This window comes from Nonomuraea sp. NPDC049758, from assembly GCF_040674635.1.
GTDB lineage: Bacteria > Actinomycetota > Actinomycetes > Streptosporangiales > Streptosporangiaceae > Nonomuraea.
In genome coordinates this window covers 1-17720 of the sequence record NZ_JBFAMZ010000031.1, presented here as the reverse complement: position 1 = coordinate 17720, position 17720 = coordinate 1, and the positions used below count along the sequence as shown (strand labels likewise).

Sequence of the window (17720 nt, the reverse complement as noted above, 5' to 3'; positions counted from 1 at the left end):
AGGAGGACGGCCCGTGTCCGTCGTGGCGTTCCCCGCACAGCCCGACCCGCCCCCTCTCCCCGGCACGGCCGGCTCGACGACCGCCGCAGCCATCGAGCGCTTCCTGGAGTCCCGCACCGCGGCCACTACCCGCGCCTGCTACGCCGAGACCCTCACCCACCTCGCCGCGATCACCGGACCGGATCATTCCGTCGCCGCGCTGACCCCCGAGCAGTACGCCGCGGAAATGGCTCTCCGCTCCCGAGCATGCCCCCAGCCGCCAGGTAGCACTGAGTAACCGGGAGCTCCCGGGCGGCTTGACATAAAAGCTGTTAGCGAGCAACGCGACCTGCGGAAACGTGCTCGCCGTCGTTATCGCGGCACAAGCCGCCTGACTCATCCCCGGCCGTCCCGACCGAAACCCGCATCTGCGGCGAGACGCCGTCACCTGGGGTGACCTGCAACGATCACCCACTTTGGGGCTGGGGCCACGCTCGGGAGGAGGACGCCGTGAAGGGCGCTTCTGGTGGGGAAGGCCCGTGACGAACGGAGCGTGCCAGATGGCAATCGGCGACATCACATACACCGACGCGCTTGGCGGGCGGGTCACCTTCACCCAGACCGAGGACTCTACTGTCCGCATGGTCGGCCAGTTCAACGAAGGCTTCGACGACCTTAGCCAAGACGCGAAGGTTCTCCTCTACATCGGCGAGCTGCCGCCGCCCGACTACCTCGACCTGAGCATCAACCCCCCGGGAACGTCGGCGTTCGAGCACGACTTCACCGACGTGACCATCACCGACTTCACTGACGTACCGATCCGGATCATCGCCGAAAACGCCGTCGTGGCCGTCTGCGACCCCACCATTTCGGCCTTCTAGCCGCTTGCAGTTGGCCGGGCTCGGGGCGTTCCTCTCAGCGATTGGGACAGCTATCCCGGTATGGCTCACCGGGGATGTACTGCTGCCATTCCTGAGGGGTGAACGGTCGAGCCGCGATGTCGCAGACTTCTCGAAGAAGATCAGGCGGCAAGGCGACGTCCCACACCCGCACCGTATCGTCGGCGCTGGCGCTGGCCAGGCGCTTGCCGTCCGGGTCGAACGCCACCGAGACCACCCCGCTGGTGTGCCCGACGAGGGGGGCGCCGATCTGGCGGCCGGTGGACGTATCCCAGACCCGTATGGTCTTGTCGTCGCCTGCGCTGGCCAGGCGGGTGCCGTCCGGGCTGAACACCACCGAGTAAACCGGGCCGGTGTGGCCGGTCAGGGGGGCGCCGATCTGGCGGCCGGTGAACGCATCCCAGATCCGTATTGTCCCGTCCCAACTGGCGCTGGCCAGGCGCTTGCCGTTCGGGTCGAACGCCACCGAGACCACCTTAGAGGTGTGGCCGGTGAGGGGGGCGCCGATCTGGCGGCCGGTGGACGTATCCCAGACCCGTATGGTCTTGTCGTCGCCTGCGCTGGCCAGGCGCTTGCCGTCCGGGTCGAACGCCACCGAGGACACAATGTCGGTGTGGCCGGTCAGGGGGGAGCCGATCTGGCGGCCGGTGGCCGCGTCCCAGATCCGCACCGTCTCGTCGCGGTAGCCGCCGGCGCTGGCCAGGCGGGTGCCGTCCGGGCTGAACGCCACCGAGTAAACCGGGCCGGTGTGGCCGGTGAGGGGGGCGCCGATCTGGCGGCCGGTGGCCGTATCCCAGATCCGCACCGTCTCGTCGCGGTAGCCGCCGCTGGCCAGGCGCTTGCCGTCCGGGTCGAACGCCACCGAGAGCACAATGTCGGTGTGGCCGGTCAGGGGGGAGCCGATCTGGCGGCCCGTGGCCGCATCCCAGATCCGCACCATCTTGTCGCCCTGGCCGCCGGCGCTGGCCAGGCGGGTGCCGTCCGGGCTGAACGCCACCGAGTGCACGCCGTCGGTGTGGCCGGTCAGAGGGGAGCCGATCTGGCGGCCGGTGGCCGCATCCCACATTCGCACCGTCTTGTCGTCGCCGGCGGTGGCCAGGCGAGTGCCGTCCGGACTGAACGCCACCGACTCCACGACCTTGGTGTGGCCGGTCAGGGGAGCGCCGATCTGGCGGCCGGTAGCCGCATCCCACACCCGCACCGCCCTGTCGCCGGCGCTGGCCAGGCGCTTGCCATCGGGACTGAACGCCACCGAGAACACCCCGCTGGTATGGCCGGTCAGGGGAGCGCCGATCTGGCGGCCGGTTACCGCATCCCACATCCGCACCGCCCTGTCGCCGGCGCTGGCCAGGCGAGTGCCGTCCGGACTGAACGCCACCGAGAACACCCAGAGGGTGTGGCCGGTGAGCGAAGGACCGATCTGGCGGCCGGTGGCCGCATCCCAGATCCGCACCGTCTTGTCACCGCCGGCGCTGGCCAGGCGGGTGCCGTCCGGACTGAACGCCACCGTGTACACCTCGCCGGTGTGGCCGGTCAAGGGGGTGCCGATCTGGCGGCCGGTGGCCGCATCCCAGATCCGCACCGTCGCGTCTGCGCTGGCGCTGGCCAGGCGAGTGCCGTCCGGACTGAACGCCACCGAGAACACCTTGCTGGTGTGGCCGATCAGGGGAGCGCCGATCTGGCGGCCGCTGGCCGCATCCCACACGCGCACCGTCTTGTCACCGCTGGCGCTGGCCAGGCGCTTGCCATCCGGACTGAACGCCACCGTATACACCTCGCCGCGGTGGCCGGTCAAGGGGGTGCCGATCTGGCGGCCGGTTGCCGTATCCCAGATCCGAACCGTCGCGTCTGCGCTGGCGCTGGCCAGGCGCTTGCCGTCCGGACTGAACGCCACCGAGGACACGGAGTCGGTGTGGCCGGTGAGGACGCCTCGTGCAGGCCGGCTGACCACCTCGTACATACTGGTTCGGGCGTCGTCGGTCTGGGTGATCGCCCATGCCGCCGCAGCCAGGCGCGCCGACATCACCGCGTCGTTGGGCCAGGATTGGCTTTTGGCGGCTATCTGGCTGGAGAGTGTTGAGGTGCGTCGCCGTTCGGCTTCCTGGCCAAAAAGCACAGCAGCCACCGCGGTGATGATCGCGATGACCAGCAGTCCAGCCAGGACGGAGAACAGGGCCTGCCAGCGGCGCCGGGTGCGGGTGGCGGCCCGGGTGCCGGCGTGTAGGAAGGCGGTGGCGGTCGCGGGCAGTCTGAGGTGGCGGCCGGGGGTGGCGTGCCAGCTCGCCGCAGCGTGCTGTGCCGTTTCCAGCCGGGTGCCGCGGTACAGGAACGACACATCCCGGCCGGTCTGCTCCCATTCGACGGCGTCCTGGCAGATCTCGCTGTGCAGCCGGCGATCGGCGTGTTCTTCAGCCAGCCAGGAGCGCAGGCGTGGCCAGGCGCTGAGCAGGACGTCGTGGGCGAGTTCAACGGTGCTGGATGCCGCCGGGTCCGCGAGCTGCTCCCCAGGAACGCCGATCTCTGCGGCGGAAGCGCTGCTGCCCGTCGCGGTCGAGTCGGATGCGCCCGGCGCTCCGGCGAGTGCGGGGGCGGGGGCGGGTGGTGCGGAACCGGTCACCATCAGCCGGGCGCGGGTGAAGGCCGTCACGACGTGGCGGACCATCTCCCGCTCGGCTGGCTCGCAGCGTGCGGCCAGCTCGCTGAAGGTCGCGCGGTGCCGTATGGGCTGCCCGTCGCCGCCGATGAGTGTCAACGCCAGCAGGATCCCTTGGGCGGCCTTCTGCTGCTGCGGGGTCAGGGCGCGGTAGGTGTCCTCGGCGGCGTCCTCGACGGCGGAGGCGACACCGCCGGAGCGGTCGTAGCCGTGCAGGGTCAGCTGTCCGTCGTGGCGGTTGTGCCAGGTGCGCACCATCGCCATCGACAGCAGCGGCAGCGCCCCCACCACCGAGCCGCCGCCCGGCGCCCCGTCCGCCGTGGCCCAGGTGTGGGCGATGAGGTCGCGGACCACCTGCTCCGCCAGGCCGTCCTGGACCCGCAGCCCGGCTGATGCGGCCGGGCCGGTGATCGCGCGCCGCAGTTCCGGCTCGCTCATCGCACCCAGCACGAACGCCCGTTCCTCAAGCGCCCGCGCCAGCGCCGGGTAGGCGGCGCACCGGTCGATGAAGTCGCCGCGCACCGCCAGCACCACGATCCCGGCCGGTTCCCCGCAGTGATGGTCCGAGCTCGTGTCGCGGGCCGCGTGCTGATCGGCGTCCGGCAGACCATCCGGTGGCGGGCCGGCTGGGGTGGCGATCGCGTCGAGCGCGGCCACGAACGCGGCCGCCTCCTCAGCGTGCCCGCGCAAGGACGAGGTGAACAGCTCCTCGAACTGATCCACCACCATGATCAGCCGCCGCGGGGCCTGGCCGGACCCGCCCAGCCGGCGGCGGATCACCTCCGCGTCCAGCGCCTGCCGGGCCCGCACCCTGGCCCGGGCCGGATCGGCACGCAGTTCGCCAAGCACAACTTCGGGATCGGCGCCGCACCGCACCGCCAACTGCACGGCCAGCTCCTGCAGCGGCCGCTCGGAGGGAGTGAAACACACCTGCGGCCACGACGCGCAACCACCGGGGCCGCTGGATGCGGCAGTCAGGGCGGGCAGCAGCCCCGCCTGCAGCAGCGACGACTTACCCGCCCCGGAAGCGCCGGTCACCATGACCAGCCCACCCTCCGCCTGCTTGCCGGTGACCATCGCCTGCAGCCGGGCAGTGGCCTGGCCCCGCCCATGGAACAGCGCCGCCTGGTCCGGACCGAACGGCGCCAGCCCCTGATATGGACAATCGTCCGCCCACACCACGTCGCCACCGGCCGCGGGCAGCGTGCGTAGCTGGCCAGGACTGGTGCCGAGCAGCGCCCACCACGCCTCACGGTCCGGGCCAGGGAGCGTGTCGACCAGAGTGATCGGCACGATGGTGAGATCCGAGGCACCCTGACGCGGCGCGTGTTCCGACACCACCCCGACCACCAGGTCGCCGGCCAGCACCGCTGCTCCGGACATGCCCGACCACGCCGAGCCCGCCAGCGCCGTGCCGGCCGACGGCAGCGGCGGCCCCTCAGGACGATGCCCAGTCTGCAGGGTGAGCAGACCCGGCCCCGGCCGCTGTGAGACGGGGATCCGGCCGCTGATCTGGGCGGCCTGACGGACCACCGCCACGCCGTGGCCGCGCTCCAGGAAACGCGGGAACCCCACCGCGCCGCACTCCTCGACCACTTCCAGCCGCTCCGTGCGGTCGGCGATGCGTGCGAATCCGATCAGCGGCAACAGCCCGATATCGGCTGGCGTGTCCTCGGTGAGCTCCAGCACGGCCAGATCCGCGTGTCCGACCTCCCCTCGCAGCAGCACCCGCGCTCGCCAGCTCGTCTTCGGGCCGTCGGGCCAGGGGATGGCCCGACGGACTTCGATGTCGCCGTCGGTGACGGCATGCAACGAGGTCAAGACGTGGCGGCCGTCGATCAGGAAACCCGAGGCGACCCGCCACTCCGTCCCGGCGCCCGAGCCGCGACCGACGGTGACCTGGGCGATCACCTCGACGAACCGGTCCTGGATCGCCACCAGCACGCCCCGCCCCTTTCGGCTAACCCGGCTTGGCCGTCGAACGACGCGACACCTTGACCGGATCACCCTGCGCATCGACGGGCGGCTGCAGGACGACGGTCACCTTCTGCACCCGATCGTGCTCGATCTTGCCGCCGGCGCCCGCCTCCAGCACCCACACCTTGACCTTGCCGCTACCCTCGCCGATCTTCTTCACCCCGACCTGAAACTCCAGCGTCACCTCCCCGACAGGAAACTGGATCTCCGCCTCAGCGCCCTGGGCGATCGCCTCCCGCAGTTCCTGACGGATCTGCTCGATCGCCTCCGGCAGCCCAAGCTCCCCCATACACCCTCCTGCATCACAAAGCCTTGGCCAGGAGACGCGATCGTGGACCGCTGAGCGCGCAATCTGCGGCCGTCAGCAGGCCACCAGGCCACGTCATGCAGTCCTGCAGCACCGGACGCTTCAGCAGCGACTGCTCGCGCACCCCGTGCACCGCTACGACCCGGCGCTCGTCTCGTACACCCGTATGACCGCGACGGTAGTGCGATCACAACATCACGTACAGCGACTTGACGCAGCAGAACATCACGATTCGAAGCCACTGGATCAACTCGACATTTCGCGATCATCGCGTTGACCTCAATAGGCATGAACGTCAAGAACAGCTTGATTCCGATGATGTGTCAAGGTTTTCTTGACGCATGAGCAACAGTGACATCGCACTCAGCCGGCGGGCCTTGGCGCGCCTGGCGGTGGCCGATGAGGCCGCCGACGCCTCGGACCGCCTTCGCGGCCTGGTCGACCCGAGCAACGACGAATGGGCCCGCCCCGGCGAGATAGTCGAGCAGGCCGCCCGGCTGTTCGAGCAAGCCCGTGAGATCCTGGCGAAGGTCGTGGTCTACGAGCGGCTCAAGGGGGCCAGCTGGGAGACCATCGGGTCCGCGCTCGGTGAGATCAGCAAGCAGGCCGCGCACGAGCGGTACGGCAGCGCCGAGACCGAGTTCCGGCGCCAGGCGCTCCTGGCCTGGCTCATCCCCGAAGAGGCTTACTGCCAGCTCGGCGAAGTGGCCGACGCGGCCGGGACGATCCGGCGCATCCAGCGCTGGCAGAACCGAGCCACCGAACCCGGCGCTGCCCCCGTGGACGACTGGACCCCGCCGGCCTACAAGCCGATGGACACCACCGAGCAGTCCGGGCTCGTCATCGAGGCCGCCAGCCTGCTGAGCGGCGTCGGCATCTACAAGAACGCGCCGAAGCTGACCCCCGAGCAGCGCAGCAAGGCTGAACTGGGCTTGGCCAGGCGGAAGGTCGCGCTGTACACGGCGATCTGCGAGGCCAACCCGGAGGACCCGAACACGGCTGAAGTCCTTGCGGGCGCACGAGCGCGGCTCACCGAGCTGGAAGAGCAGGCTCCCCGGCCTCCAGAAGGGAACGCGTGATGGACGGAGACAACATGGACCGCAGCATCGCGAGCCGGGGCCACAACACAAGAAGACCCCCAAGAAGGCCAAAACGTCCGCTAAGTCCGGCGACGACACTCCGCACCCAAGGCCCCAACCTAGGAGTGGCCTGGCAAAGACGACGAGAACTGCGCCTAAGCCCCAGACCCCGCCCCGTGCATGCAGGGTCAAGTGCGGCAAAAGGCCACCCTCCCCACCGCCAGCCCGAAGAAGAAGGAAGAGGAAAAGAATAAGCAGGATGATGGAAAGAAGGGCTCGCAGGGAGAGATAGCCGTACCTGCGCCGCCAAAGATCGTTTGCAAGCAGGGGATGCCCTGCTGGGACATCGAGGGCACCGACTGGGACCGCGGGTCCGTCGGCATCGGAACCGACTTCGGCGTACCTGGCGACCAGTTCGGCGACACCCGTGACCCCATCATCAATTGCGACGAAGGCCCTCGGACCGCTGGAAGCTGCGCCGACGGCGTAGCCGCTGTCGACCCATCAGGTAACGATCCCACCCCTGACTACGGCGATCCCCCGCCGCCTTCCGCCTACACCTGCAACCAGCCCAACAGCTTTGTCTCCGGCACCAAGGTCCTCATGGCGGACGGCAGGACGAAGGCCATCGAAGACGTCAAGATCGGCGACCGAGTCATCGCCACCGACCCACGCAGCGGCCGCACCGAAGCCGAACCCGTCACCGCTCTGATCACAGGCGAGGGCAACAAACACCTCGTCAAGCTCACCATCGATGTCGATGGCCCCGCAGGAACCGCGACCAGCACCATCACAGCCACCAGCAACCACCCCTTCTGGGTGCCAGCGATGCGTCTCTGGGTCGATGCTGGTCGACTGCAGCCTGGTATGTGGCTGCAAACTTCAGCAGGCACCTACGTCCAGATAGCTGCAATCGCAGTCCGGACCGCTGTTCAACAGGTCCACAACCTCACGATCGATGACCTGCATACCTACCATGTGGTAGCAGGCGATCAAGCGATCCTCGTCCACAACGACAATCCCCTAGATGAAGATGCCTGGCCAGGGATTGTCTGGAAGGCTTTGGCTCATGGCGAGGACCCGGCTCTGGGACTCACGGCTCGCGATCCCAATGCCATTGTCACTCCGCTATCGCATGTAGCTGGTAAGCGTAAAAGTCCCTGGATTTCCACCTCAAAGTTGCCGAGCGTGGCATTTGATAAATACAATCAAGGAAACGGGGTGGTTGCTATCGATCTTTCCAAGATTCCTGGAGCAGTCGTCGACGTCTCCCCGGGGTCCCCTGGGAAGGGTAGGATAGATTCCTATGCCAAAAAGGATCAGGAGGTTTTGATCCATGGCTATATACCTTCTGATGCGATTGTGGGGTGTTGGGATTGAGGCATGACGATCCAGAACTCCTGGAGGCGTTGGATCTGACGTGGGACGATGAGACGGGTTTCTTGGGCCGCTTGCGCGGCGGAGAATTTGTTCAAGAGCTTGCCGTTGCCTATGTCGAGCTATTGGGCGAGGTCGACCCTGTCGAGGATGAGCTTGTAAATGCATCCTTTGTCAAGCTTCTCTGGTTTATGCCAGTATTTATAGAATGGCAGATCGAAAGAGTGGTTGAAGCGGGCACTCCTCGCGAAGACGTGGAGCGAATTCTTGATCTCGCAACCACTCGAATAATGGACATTCTGGGAGTTCCATGAATGACGACTGCCTGATGCCCGTCAGATGTCCGCCGGCGCGGCCCGGCGCTCGGGTCCGTGCCACCAGGGGCAAGGTAGCTCAGAGTGAGGGCTGATCCGACAGAACGCGAGCTCTGTCGGGTCTCCCCAATCGCATCCGCCCAGGTCAGCGCCTAGGACCCTCGAACGCCATGATTCGGCCGCTGCCCGGCCCCTGTTGTCCACAGCCGTAACCGCTCCGGCGGCCACCGGCCTCAAAGGAGGATCAGACCGGATTTTGGCGCTGGGTGGAGGTGGTCAGGGGGTCGCCGCGTCGATGGCGGCCTCGCGGGACAGCTCGGTGCAGTAACAGCCGTCACAGGTGGTGCAGACCCCGCACCCGCCGCACAGCGCGCGCAGGTGGTGGCCGCACGCGGGGTTGACGTCGTGGTGGGGGTCGCCGTCCCAGGAGGAGACCCAGGGGCGCCTGTCCCGGGCCGGGCTCCTTGGCTGAACCGCCGCGCCCTCCAGGGCCTTCGGGCCTGGCCTGCCCCTGATCAGGACGACCAGCCCTCCGGACCCGAGGACGGCCGTTCTCCCATTGACCAATCAGATCATGTGGCGTTGTGTGACAGGCAGCATGATCAATGGTGCCCGATGCGGGGGGCTCAACGCTTGAGCTCATCGGTGACACCACGGCCGACGGACCTGGGTGGTACTTGGTGATGACCACGCGCTATCAGAACCGCTGGACCGTCGCGGCGGGGGTCCTGGGCGAGGTGTTCCTGATGTGGGTGTACCTGGGGGGAGTGACAACGGTGCCCTTCCCTGACCTCCTCAGCCGGCTGGTCGCGGGGACCGTTGTCACGCTGAGTTGCTGGGTGTCGGCGGTGGCGACGTTCTTCCCCGCAGTGCGGCTGTGCCGTAAGGAACTGGTGGTGGACAACCCGCTGTTCACCTACCGCATCCCCTGGCGGTACATCCTGGATGTGGAGCCCGACGGAGGAATGGAGATAAGGACCCGCGGCGCAGGAGAGATCGCCTCCTTCGCGTTCTCCTCCTCCCTGCTGGGCGAGCTGACCGGCAACCGCACCTCAAGGCGGGTGGCAGCCGCCATCCTCGAATACCGCAGAAAACAGGCGGACAAGTCGGGCGGAGGCGACGTCACTCGCGAGATCCCCGTCCTCCGGCACGTGATCTGGCTGGGCTGCTCGTGGCCCCTCCTCACCTGGGCCCTACCGGCGATCCTGTCGCCCTGACCGGCGACCGCCGGCGCGCCCGCACGATCTCGATGACGTCGCCGGCTTCGGCACGGACGGTTTCAGTCGTCGCGCCCGGCGCCGCGATCGGGTGCGCCCATGTTCCCCGTCCCCGGCATGTCGTCGGCGAGCCCGTAGCGCAGGTAAACGATGCCCTTGGGGCCGGCCACCGGCGGTTCGAGGAGCGTGACGTTCGCGGGCACCGCGTCATCGTCGAACACCTTCTTCCCGACGCCGAGCACGATCGGGTGCACCCAGAGGTCGAGACGGTCGAAGAGCTTCTCGCCCAGGAGCGTCTGCACCAGGTTCAGGCTCCCGACGACCTTCACGTGCTCGTGCCGGTCACGGATCTCGCGCACCGCGCCGGCCAGATCCGGTCCGATCCTCCCCGAAGGCCCACCTGCCGTCCGGGCCCTCTGACCAGCGCGGACGCTCTACTTTGCGCCTGGTGGCACCGACCCGAGCGCCGGGCCTAGTAGCAGGCGTTGGTGATCGGCAGCAGGCCGCGCTCGCCGAAGACCCGCTTGGCCACGAGCGTCGCGTTGATCGCACGCGGCATCCCGCAGTAGGTCGCCGCATGCAGCATCGCCTCGGCGATCTCCGTCGGCGTGAGCCCGACGTTCAGCGCGGCGTTCACGTGCACGTACAGCTGCGGCTCGCACCCGCCCAGCGCCGTCAGCACGCCGAGCGTCACCAGTTGACGATCGCGCGGCGCCAGCTCGGGCCTGGCGTACATGTCGCCGAAGGCCCAGGCCACCACCTGGTGACCCAGTTCGGGCGAGACGTCGGCGAGCGATTCCACCACCCGCTCCGCCGCCTCTCCGTCGATCTCGCTCAGCACCTTCATGCCGTGGTCGTAGCGCTCCTGGCGGTTCATCCCGTTGTTCATGGCTCCATGCTGGCCCGCGACTGGCCCAGCCATGCCCTACCAAACACAGCGCCTATACTTGCCATGCTCAGGAGGTATGGAAATGGAGCTGCGGCTGCTCACCTACGTGGTCACGATCGCCGAGGAGGGCGGCGTCAGCGCGGCGGCCAGGCGGCTACACCTGACGCAGCCCACCCTCAGCCGCCAGCTGCGCGAGCTGGAACGGCAGGTCGGCAGCACCCTGTTCGAGCGGACCGGCCGTGGCCTCACCCCCACCCCTGCCGGCCAGGCCCTCGTACGGCGCGCCCGCACCGTCCTGGCCGAGGCGGAAGCCGCGCTCGACGACGCCAGGCTGGCGGGCCAGGGGCTGTCCGGGCAGTTCACGATCGCCTTCGCCGGGTCCGGCATCAACGGCCCGCTCGGCGGCGCGCTCGGCCGGCTCCGCCGCGAGCTGCCCCGCGTCGACCTGCGGCTGCGGGAGAGCTTCAGCGACCCCGAGATGTCCGGCCTCGTGCTGGATAGCCAGGCCGACCTGGCCGTCCAGCGGCTGCCCGCCAGGGACGCCCGGCTGGCCACGCACGTGTGGTGGCGCGAGCCGCTCACGCTGTTCCTGCCCGCCGGGCACCCGCTCGCCCACGGCTCCCGGCCCGCGCCGCTGACCGCGCTCGGGCAGATCCCGCTGGTCATCTGGCCGCGCGAGGTCTCTCCCCGCTCCTACGACGAGATCATCGCGCTGTGCCACCAGGCCGGGGTGGTGCCGCGGATCGGCGCTGAAGGGCGCTCGTCGCAGACGCTGCTCGCGCTGGTCGCCGCCGGGTTCGGCGCCGCCGTACTGGCCGACTCGCACCGGGCGCTGCGGCGGGTCGGGGTGACGCCGCGACCGCTGGAGGGCACCGAGACCGTGCTGCACCTGGTGTGGCGGGCCGCCGACCAGGCGCCGTTGCTGCACCGGGTACGCGACACGCTCGTCGCGCTGCAACACCATGGACAAGAGCGTCCTCATGCCGTGGACATCGAAGGCGGCGATCCGGGCGCGGTGGACATGCCGTGAGCGACCTCGATCCGCATCCCGACCTGGGCGAGTTCGAACGCGTTCTCGGATTCGCGCCGACCCTGAAGACAGGGCCGGGTTGATCGGTCAGGCGGGCCAGCGAGCCTGGGTGGTGTAGGCGGGCTGCCACTGGGTGGTGAAGGCGGTGCGCGCGGGATCGGGGAGCGGGGCGAGCAGCGTCGCTGTCGTCTGCTCGTTCGCGCCCTCCAGCAGCCAGGGCAGGAGCCTGGGCACGTCAGGGCCGATCCGCTGGGCGTGGACCTGGCCGAAGTGCGCCCACTGTTGCGCGGACGCGAAGGCCTGGATGAGGGGCAGCGCCTGGGCCTCCTCGTGCCTGAGATGGCCGCTCAGCCCGGTGACCAGGGAGTCGATCATGTCAGCCAGGAGGTCCAGGCCGGAACCGGGATCGGACAGGGAAGCGTTGATCGCCTCGATGACCTGATCAATGGCGGCGTGCTCGGCCTCCATCGCCTCCAGCAGTGACAGCTCGTCGGGCCGGTCCGCCAGGGTCTCGCGCAGCGCGGGCCACAGGGCGTCGTCCTCGGCCGTGTGGTGGACGTGCAGGGACCTGTTGAACAGTTCCCAGCCGACCGCCGTACGCAGGACAGCACGCGGGTCGCCGCCGGCGCGGCCGGCGATGCGGGCGATGTGCTCGAGCTCGCGCCGCAGCGCGTCATGCATCGCGTACATCGCCGTCATGTCGATCGTTTCGCTCACAGTGTCTCCTTAAGTGATGGTGGCGGGTCAGGACCAGCTGGCGCCGGCGGGTTCCTTGATGGCGGCGTTGAGCCGGTTGAACAGGTTCGTTACACCGATCAGCAGGAGCAGCGCCGAGATCTCCTGCTCGTCGTAATGGTCGGCGACCTGGTCCCACAGTTCGTCGGGCACGGCGTCGGTGGAGCGGTCGGCCAGCCGGGTGAGCACGTCGGTCAGTTCCAGCGCCGCCCGTTCCGCGTCGCTGAAGAAGGGCGCCTCCCGCCAGGCCCCGACCGCGGCGATCCGCTCCGTGCTCTCCCCCGCCTTGACCAGATTGGCGGTGTGCGCGTGCACGCACGCGGAGCAGCCGTTGATCTGGCTGGCGCGAAGCCCGACGATCTCCTGCAATTCCTGCGAGAGGCCGCCCTGGTTGACGGCCTTGAAGATGGCTCCGATGCCCTTCATCCCGTCAGGCAGGACGAAGGCGGGGTTCTTCATACGCGCTTGCATGGTCGCTTCCTTCTGTTTGGGCAGGTGAGTGCAGTTCCAACCCTCGCCGGGACGCCGCGCTGGATCAATGTAAGATTCGCGAGCCACCTGATAACACGCGCTTATGGTGGAAGAAGGACGCCTTGGAACTGCGGGACATCGAGATCTTCATGACGCTGGCCGACGAGCTGCATTTCGGCCGGACAGCCGAGCGGCTGTATGTGTCCCAGGCCCGGATCAGCCAGGCGATCAGCCGGCAGGAACGCCGCCTCGGCGCGCTTCTGTTCGACCGTTCCAACCGCCGCAACGTCCGCCTGACACCGCTGGGCTGCCAGCTACGCGACGACCTGCGCCCGGTCTACGCCAGCATGCGTGACAGCCTGGAACGTGCCCGCCTGGCCGCCCGGCGGATCACCAGCACCCTGCGCGTCGGCATGATCCCCGGAAACATCCATTACCTGAGGGACTACTGGGAGGCGTTTCGCGCCCGGCACCCGCAGTGGGAGCTACGGTTCGGGCACGCCCCGTTCACCGATCCCTTCGCCGTCCTCAGGAACGGTGAGCTGGACGTCCTCATCACCTGGTTGCCGATAGAGGAGGACGACCTCACCGTCGGCCCGACGCTGTTCACCGACAGCAGGCTGCTGGGAGTCTCCACGGATCACCAGTTGGCGGCCCGCTCCTCCATCTCCATCGAGATGCTCGCCGATTTCCAGATGAGCAGCGCCAGCATGCCCCCCTACTGGGGCGCCGGGCTGGTCCCCCTGCGCACGCCCGGCGGACGGGAGCTCGATCGCGGCCCCCTGGTAACCGTCATGGACGAACTGCTCACGTTGATGAGCATCGGTGACATCTTCCATCTCTTCCCCGCCCACGCCACGCCGTACTGGAGCCGGCCGGACCTCATCTGGCGGCCCGTCAACGGCCTGCCCGCCATGCGCTTCGCCCTGGTATGGCGCACCGACGCTGAGAACGACGCCATCCGGGCGCTGGCCGGCATCGTCAGCGACCTCCCCCAGCGGGAGCTGGCTGACCACTGAACGAAGTCAGTGGATCGCGACCCGGCCGCGATCGGGCAGGGCAGCGGTCAGATCTGGACCGGCAGCGCCGACAACCGGGGTTGAGAAACCCAGGAACAGCCGTTGGCGCTGAGATTGATCTTGGGCGGAACGTGACGTCTGGTTTCGGTGTGTGATCGTCTCGGCATCGAGATTCGGGCATCTGGCATGATCGTCGCTTTGACGGTGCTCATTGAGGAGCGTGTATGCATCGGACGGCCATGTGGCGCCGCAACAACATGGGGTGCCGTTAACCGATGTGTCATGGGCCGCCAAACCTCGAAGATCCCTTGTCTGACCTCCTGTAATGCCGAAGCGCCCGGCGTGGATCCATGGGTATGGAACGTCCGCCGCTTGGCATGGATGAGCTCATCGAGCACTGGACTGTGCTGGGCGATGAGGTCGGCCTGGTCAGTGCGAAGCAGGAGGGCGCTCGTGTGGCCTTCGCGCTGTTGCTGAAGTACTTCACGGAGCACGGTCGGTTCCCGCGTGGGCGGGTGGAGTTTCCCGACGAGGTGGTCGACTACGTCGCGAAGCAGACCAAGACGTCGGCCAGCAGCTTGGGCTTGTACGACTGGTCAGGCCGGACGATCGAGCGTCATCGCAGTGAGATCCGCGATCACCTCGGCTTCCGGGATTGCTCGGTCGCCGACGCCGACAAGCTGACCGACTGGCTGGCTGTGAACGTCGCGCACGCCGAACGACAGTCCGACCGGGTCCGCGAGGAACTGCTCAAGCAGTGCCGTCAGGAGCGGATCGAGCCGCCCTCGCCGGGGCGGATCACTCGGATCGTACGGTCGGCACTGCACAACGCGGAGCAGACATGGTTTCACCGAATCGCGGCGCGGCTGGATGCGGAGACGGTGGCCCGGGTGCTTGCCCTGGTGGCCGCCGACAACACCGCGGTGGAGACCGAGGAGAGCGATGACGATCTGGACGAGCATGAGGGCTCGGTCCTGTCGCTGATCAAGGCGATGCCGGGCAACGTGAGCCTGGATTCGACGCTGACGGGGATCCGCAAGCTGAACGCGATCCGGGGCATCGAACTGCCGGCCGGGTTGTTCGCCGACGTCACTCGGCTGGTCGATGTGCCGGCGTCCGAGCTCGGGCTGTATGAGTGGGACGGCCGGACGATCAAGCAGCATCGGGCTGGTGTGCGCAAGTATTTCGGATTTCGCGAGTGCTCGGTGGCCGACGCGGAGAAGGCCGCGCAGTGGCTGAACCAAGGAGCGGCAACGGACCACCGGGACCGACAACATTGGTGGATTCAGACTCGACTCGTCCCCTCGCGGGCGAAGTGCGGTTCCGCCGCTTCCAGTCGTGGTACCGAGATGCCCAGCCGTCGTGCTTCGGCGAGGGTGTCCCGGCAGACCGCACGCGGCTCCTCGGCGTCGGGGTCGGAGTGCGCCGTGAGGCTCACGCGCGCGGGCGCGACATGAGCGGTCAGCCAGGCGAGCACGGGTGCCGTCAGCCAGGTGGGCGCCCGGAACGGCAGCACACCGCCACGGTGCCGTCGCAGGTCGAGGCCGCGCGCCTGGAGGAGCGGCAGCAGTTCGCGGCCGGCCAGCAGCGCCTCGCGAAGGTCGCCCGTTGCCCCGGCCAGTTGGGACAGGGATCCCAGTCGCAGGCCCTGCGAGAACATGCCGGCATCCGACGCGAAATGGACCCACAGCCAGCCGCGGAAGTCAGGCCGCTCCTTGATCCGGAGCCCGGCCTCGCGAAACGCCTGGCGCACAGCCCGTTCCCGGTTGGTCGCAGGCCGGTCGAGTGTGCCGAAGATGACCGACGGCAGCAGTGCCCCGTGGACTACGCCGTCCGCGCCGAAACCGCCACCGGCCTGGGGAAACCCCCAGGCGATCTGGTCGGCGGGGAGTGCGCCGATCGCGGCCAGCGGCTGGGTCCAGATGTTGCCGAAGACCAGCACCGTGGCCTGGCCGACACGCGGGGACAGGAAGGCCGCCGCCTCCGCGAGGCGATGGTGGGGCACGCTGAGCACGATCAGGTCGAAGTCGTGGTCCGGCTCCAGCGCCTCGCGGTAGCGCGCCGGCCACCTCTCGGCGACGCGCTGCCCCCACACCCGGCGCCGCATATCGAGCAGGTCGAGGTCCACCGCGTCCCCGTACGTCTCCGCGCGACCCGGCCGGACGTAGAACTCGACGTCATGTCCCGCCTGTTGCAGAACCCAGCCGTAGATGGTGGCGATCACGCCTCGGCCGAACATCAGGATCTTCACACTGCACCTCGACCTCGTGGAGTAGGATCGATTTGGAGGTCATCTCCATTTGTCAACGCGAGGTAGCGCATGACCGCCGACAAGCCCCTGCGGGCCGATGCCCAGCGCAAGCGTGACGCCCTGCTCGCCAAGGCCCGGGAGGTCTTCGACGCCGGTGGCTTCTTCGACCTGCGCTTCGATGATTTCGCCCGTCTGGCCGGGGTGGGTACGGGCACGCTGTATCGCCACTTCCCCACCCGGGAGGCGCTGGCTGAGGCGGTCTACCACGGCGAGATCGCCGCGCTGTGCGACCGCGCCCGCCGGCTACAGGCCACACTGCCCGCAGCGGAGGCGTTGGCGACCTTCCTGCGCGGCATGGTCGACCACATAGCTGCCCACGAGGGCCTGGCCCGGACGCTGGCCACGCTCATGGCCGATCGCTCGGGCGCCCTCGCCGAGGGCAGCCGGGCGCTGGAGCAGGCTGTCACCGACCTGGTGGCCGCCGCCGTGCGGGACGGCGCCGTTCGCGACGACGTGGGTGCCGGTGCCGTGATGATGGCGCTGCACGGCATCGGCGCGGCCCATGACAGTCCCAACTGGCGGGCCGAGGCCGACGACGTCATCACCCTCGTGCTGGACGGGCTGCGCCGCCCCCTATGACCAAAACTTCGGATGGCCAACGCCCGTCACCTCTTCCCAGGGCCGCCAGTTCTTTTCAGGAAACCACCCTTCCGTGAAGTAATCGGGCCCATGCCGTCCCCCACCCCCAGCTCGGCGTCCCCGCACGCCGGACCGGATCGCGCCGAAATCACTTCACGAAGGGTGGTCGCGCTCCCCGACCGGCTCGATCCGGCCGACGACAGCCTGCCCGCCTGGATCGAGCGCTACCTCGATCTGGCCGTGTGCGGGGTCCGCTCGCCGGAGGTCACCGCCAAGATCTCCCGGCATCTGCAGCGCTTCGCCACCTGGATCACCGAGGGACTCGGCCACGACCAGCTCTCCGCCGTCACCCCGCGCGAGATGGCGCCCTGGCGCGACCATCTGGCCGCCGCTGGCAACTGCGGCCGTGACGGCCCGTCCCGCCGTCCAATCCGCAGCAGCCGGTGCACATCACCCAGGCGCCGCCCGTTCTGCTGGTCGGGAACACGCATGATCCCGCGACGCCGCTCGCCTGGGCCAAGAGCCTGGCCAGGGGCATCAAGGGGGCGCAGGTGCTGACCTACGACGGCGACGGGCACACCTCATACCTGCGTAACGCCTGCACGACCGCGAGCATCGACCGCTACCTGATCTCCGGGACGCTCCCCACGCCCGGCACGGTCTGCCGCTGAACCCTTGTGCGGCCCGGGCGCGCAACCGCTCGACGACCTGGACCGGCGTTTCCGCCGATGGCGTCGGCCCTTCCGCGTCAGCTCCGGCGGTGACGTGCGATGAGTTTCCGGCCGCCGCGTCGTACCAGTCTCGTAGACCCGTACGCGACGAAGGGAACGAGCGGCACGATGACCGACCACATCGAAGTGAACGGCGTACGCACCTGGTACGAC

At 68.6% G+C, this 17720-nt stretch carries 17 protein-coding genes and 2 pseudogenes; 11 read left to right on the top strand and 8 right to left on the bottom strand.

Annotated elements, in window-relative coordinates; translation table 11 throughout:
• Window positions 1–13: 13 nt before the first annotated feature.
• Complete coding sequence (locus AB0J46_RS46610; RefSeq protein ID WP_364342173.1) at window positions 14–277, top strand: hypothetical protein; 264 nt, start codon at window positions 14–16, stop codon at window positions 275–277.
• Between the two features lie 262 nt (window positions 278–539).
• Window positions 540–860, top strand: coding sequence for a hypothetical protein (locus tag AB0J46_RS46605; protein ID WP_364342170.1), 321 nt, complete (start codon window positions 540–542; stop codon window positions 858–860).
• Window positions 861–894: 34 nt separating this feature from the next.
• On the opposite strand, the gene AB0J46_RS46600 is transcribed toward AB0J46_RS46605, so the two are convergent.
• Window positions 895–5475 (bottom strand): AAA family ATPase, encoded by a 4581-nt coding sequence (locus AB0J46_RS46600; protein WP_364342167.1) that lies wholly within the window; start codon window positions 5473–5475, stop codon window positions 895–897.
• A gap of 16 nt (window positions 5476–5491) precedes the next feature.
• On the bottom strand, window positions 5492–5797 hold the full coding sequence (locus AB0J46_RS46595) for a trypco2 family protein (protein ID WP_364342164.1): 306 nt from the start codon (window positions 5795–5797) through the stop codon (window positions 5492–5494).
• Window positions 5798–6156: 359 nt separating this feature from the next.
• Between AB0J46_RS46595 and AB0J46_RS46590 the strand changes: the two genes are divergently transcribed.
• The 3 genes from AB0J46_RS46590 to AB0J46_RS46580 all read left to right on the top strand — a co-directional run bounded on the left by AB0J46_RS46590 (window position 6157) and on the right by AB0J46_RS46580 (window position 8585).
• On the top strand, window positions 6157–6894 hold the full coding sequence (locus AB0J46_RS46590) for a hypothetical protein (RefSeq protein ID WP_364342161.1): 738 nt from the start codon (window positions 6157–6159) through the stop codon (window positions 6892–6894).
• A gap of 192 nt (window positions 6895–7086) precedes the next feature.
• Complete coding sequence (locus tag AB0J46_RS46585; RefSeq protein ID WP_364342158.1) at window positions 7087–8274, top strand: polymorphic toxin-type HINT domain-containing protein; 1188 nt, start codon at window positions 7087–7089, stop codon at window positions 8272–8274.
• Complete coding sequence (locus tag AB0J46_RS46580) at window positions 8262–8585, top strand: hypothetical protein (RefSeq protein WP_364342155.1); 324 nt, start codon at window positions 8262–8264, stop codon at window positions 8583–8585. Before AB0J46_RS46585 ends, AB0J46_RS46580 begins: the two co-directional genes overlap by 13 nt.
• Before the next feature lie 276 nt (window positions 8586–8861).
• Here the strand turns inward: AB0J46_RS46580 and AB0J46_RS46575 are convergent, their stop codons facing one another.
• Entirely contained in the window at window positions 8862–9152 is a 291-nt protein-coding gene (locus AB0J46_RS46575; protein ID WP_364342152.1) for a hypothetical protein, read from the bottom strand.
• Between the two features lie 113 nt (window positions 9153–9265).
• On the opposite strand from AB0J46_RS46575, the gene AB0J46_RS46570 reads away from it, so the two are divergent.
• Entirely contained in the window at window positions 9266–9802 is a 537-nt protein-coding gene (locus AB0J46_RS46570) for a hypothetical protein (RefSeq protein ID WP_364342149.1), read from the top strand.
• Window positions 9803–9864: 62 nt separating this feature from the next.
• Here AB0J46_RS46570 and AB0J46_RS46565 read toward each other — a convergent pair whose 3' ends face one another.
• Both AB0J46_RS46565 and AB0J46_RS46560 read right to left on the bottom strand, forming a co-directional pair.
• A complete protein-coding gene (locus AB0J46_RS46565) occupies window positions 9865–10173 on the bottom strand; it encodes a dihydrofolate reductase family protein (RefSeq protein WP_364342322.1) in 309 nt (102 codons plus the stop codon).
• A 101-nt stretch (window positions 10174–10274) separates the two neighbouring features.
• Window positions 10275–10691 (bottom strand): carboxymuconolactone decarboxylase family protein, encoded by a 417-nt coding sequence (locus AB0J46_RS46560; RefSeq protein ID WP_364342146.1) that lies wholly within the window; start codon window positions 10689–10691, stop codon window positions 10275–10277.
• 76 nt (window positions 10692–10767) lie between these two features.
• On the opposite strand from AB0J46_RS46560, the gene AB0J46_RS46555 reads away from it, so the two are divergent.
• Entirely contained in the window at window positions 10768–11721 is a 954-nt protein-coding gene (locus AB0J46_RS46555; protein ID WP_364342143.1) for a LysR family transcriptional regulator, read from the top strand.
• Between the two features lie 87 nt (window positions 11722–11808).
• Here the strand turns inward: AB0J46_RS46555 and AB0J46_RS46550 are convergent, their stop codons facing one another.
• Both AB0J46_RS46550 and AB0J46_RS46545 read right to left on the bottom strand, forming a co-directional pair.
• On the bottom strand, window positions 11809–12438 hold the full coding sequence (locus tag AB0J46_RS46550; RefSeq protein WP_364342140.1) for a hemerythrin domain-containing protein: 630 nt from the start codon (window positions 12436–12438) through the stop codon (window positions 11809–11811).
• Window positions 12439–12465: 27 nt separating this feature from the next.
• Window positions 12466–12927, bottom strand: coding sequence for a carboxymuconolactone decarboxylase family protein (locus AB0J46_RS46545; protein WP_364342137.1), 462 nt, complete (start codon window positions 12925–12927; stop codon window positions 12466–12468).
• A gap of 122 nt (window positions 12928–13049) precedes the next feature.
• On the opposite strand from AB0J46_RS46545, the gene AB0J46_RS46540 reads away from it, so the two are divergent.
• A complete protein-coding gene (locus AB0J46_RS46540) occupies window positions 13050–13946 on the top strand; it encodes a LysR family transcriptional regulator (protein ID WP_364342134.1) in 897 nt (298 codons plus the stop codon).
• Window positions 13947–14296: 350 nt separating this feature from the next.
• Window positions 14297–15199, top strand: a pseudogene (locus tag AB0J46_RS46535) (DUF4158 domain-containing protein); the annotation flags it as partial.
• Window positions 15200–15231: 32 nt separating this feature from the next.
• Here the strand turns inward: AB0J46_RS46535 and AB0J46_RS46530 are convergent.
• Window positions 15232–16197 carry a 2-dehydropantoate 2-reductase N-terminal domain-containing protein gene (locus AB0J46_RS46530; RefSeq protein WP_364342131.1) on the bottom strand — a complete coding sequence of 322 codons (966 nt, stop codon included), beginning with the start codon at window positions 16195–16197 and terminating at the stop codon, window positions 15232–15234.
• 69 nt (window positions 16198–16266) lie between these two features.
• Between AB0J46_RS46530 and AB0J46_RS46525 the strand changes: the two genes are divergently transcribed.
• Both AB0J46_RS46525 and AB0J46_RS46520 read left to right on the top strand, forming a co-directional pair.
• A complete protein-coding gene (locus tag AB0J46_RS46525) occupies window positions 16267–16836 on the top strand; it encodes a TetR/AcrR family transcriptional regulator (protein ID WP_364342128.1) in 570 nt (189 codons plus the stop codon).
• Window positions 16837–17261: 425 nt separating this feature from the next.
• Window positions 17262–17507: pseudogene (locus AB0J46_RS46520) on the top strand (alpha/beta hydrolase); the annotation flags it as partial.
• Window positions 17508–17720 lie beyond the last annotated feature (213 nt).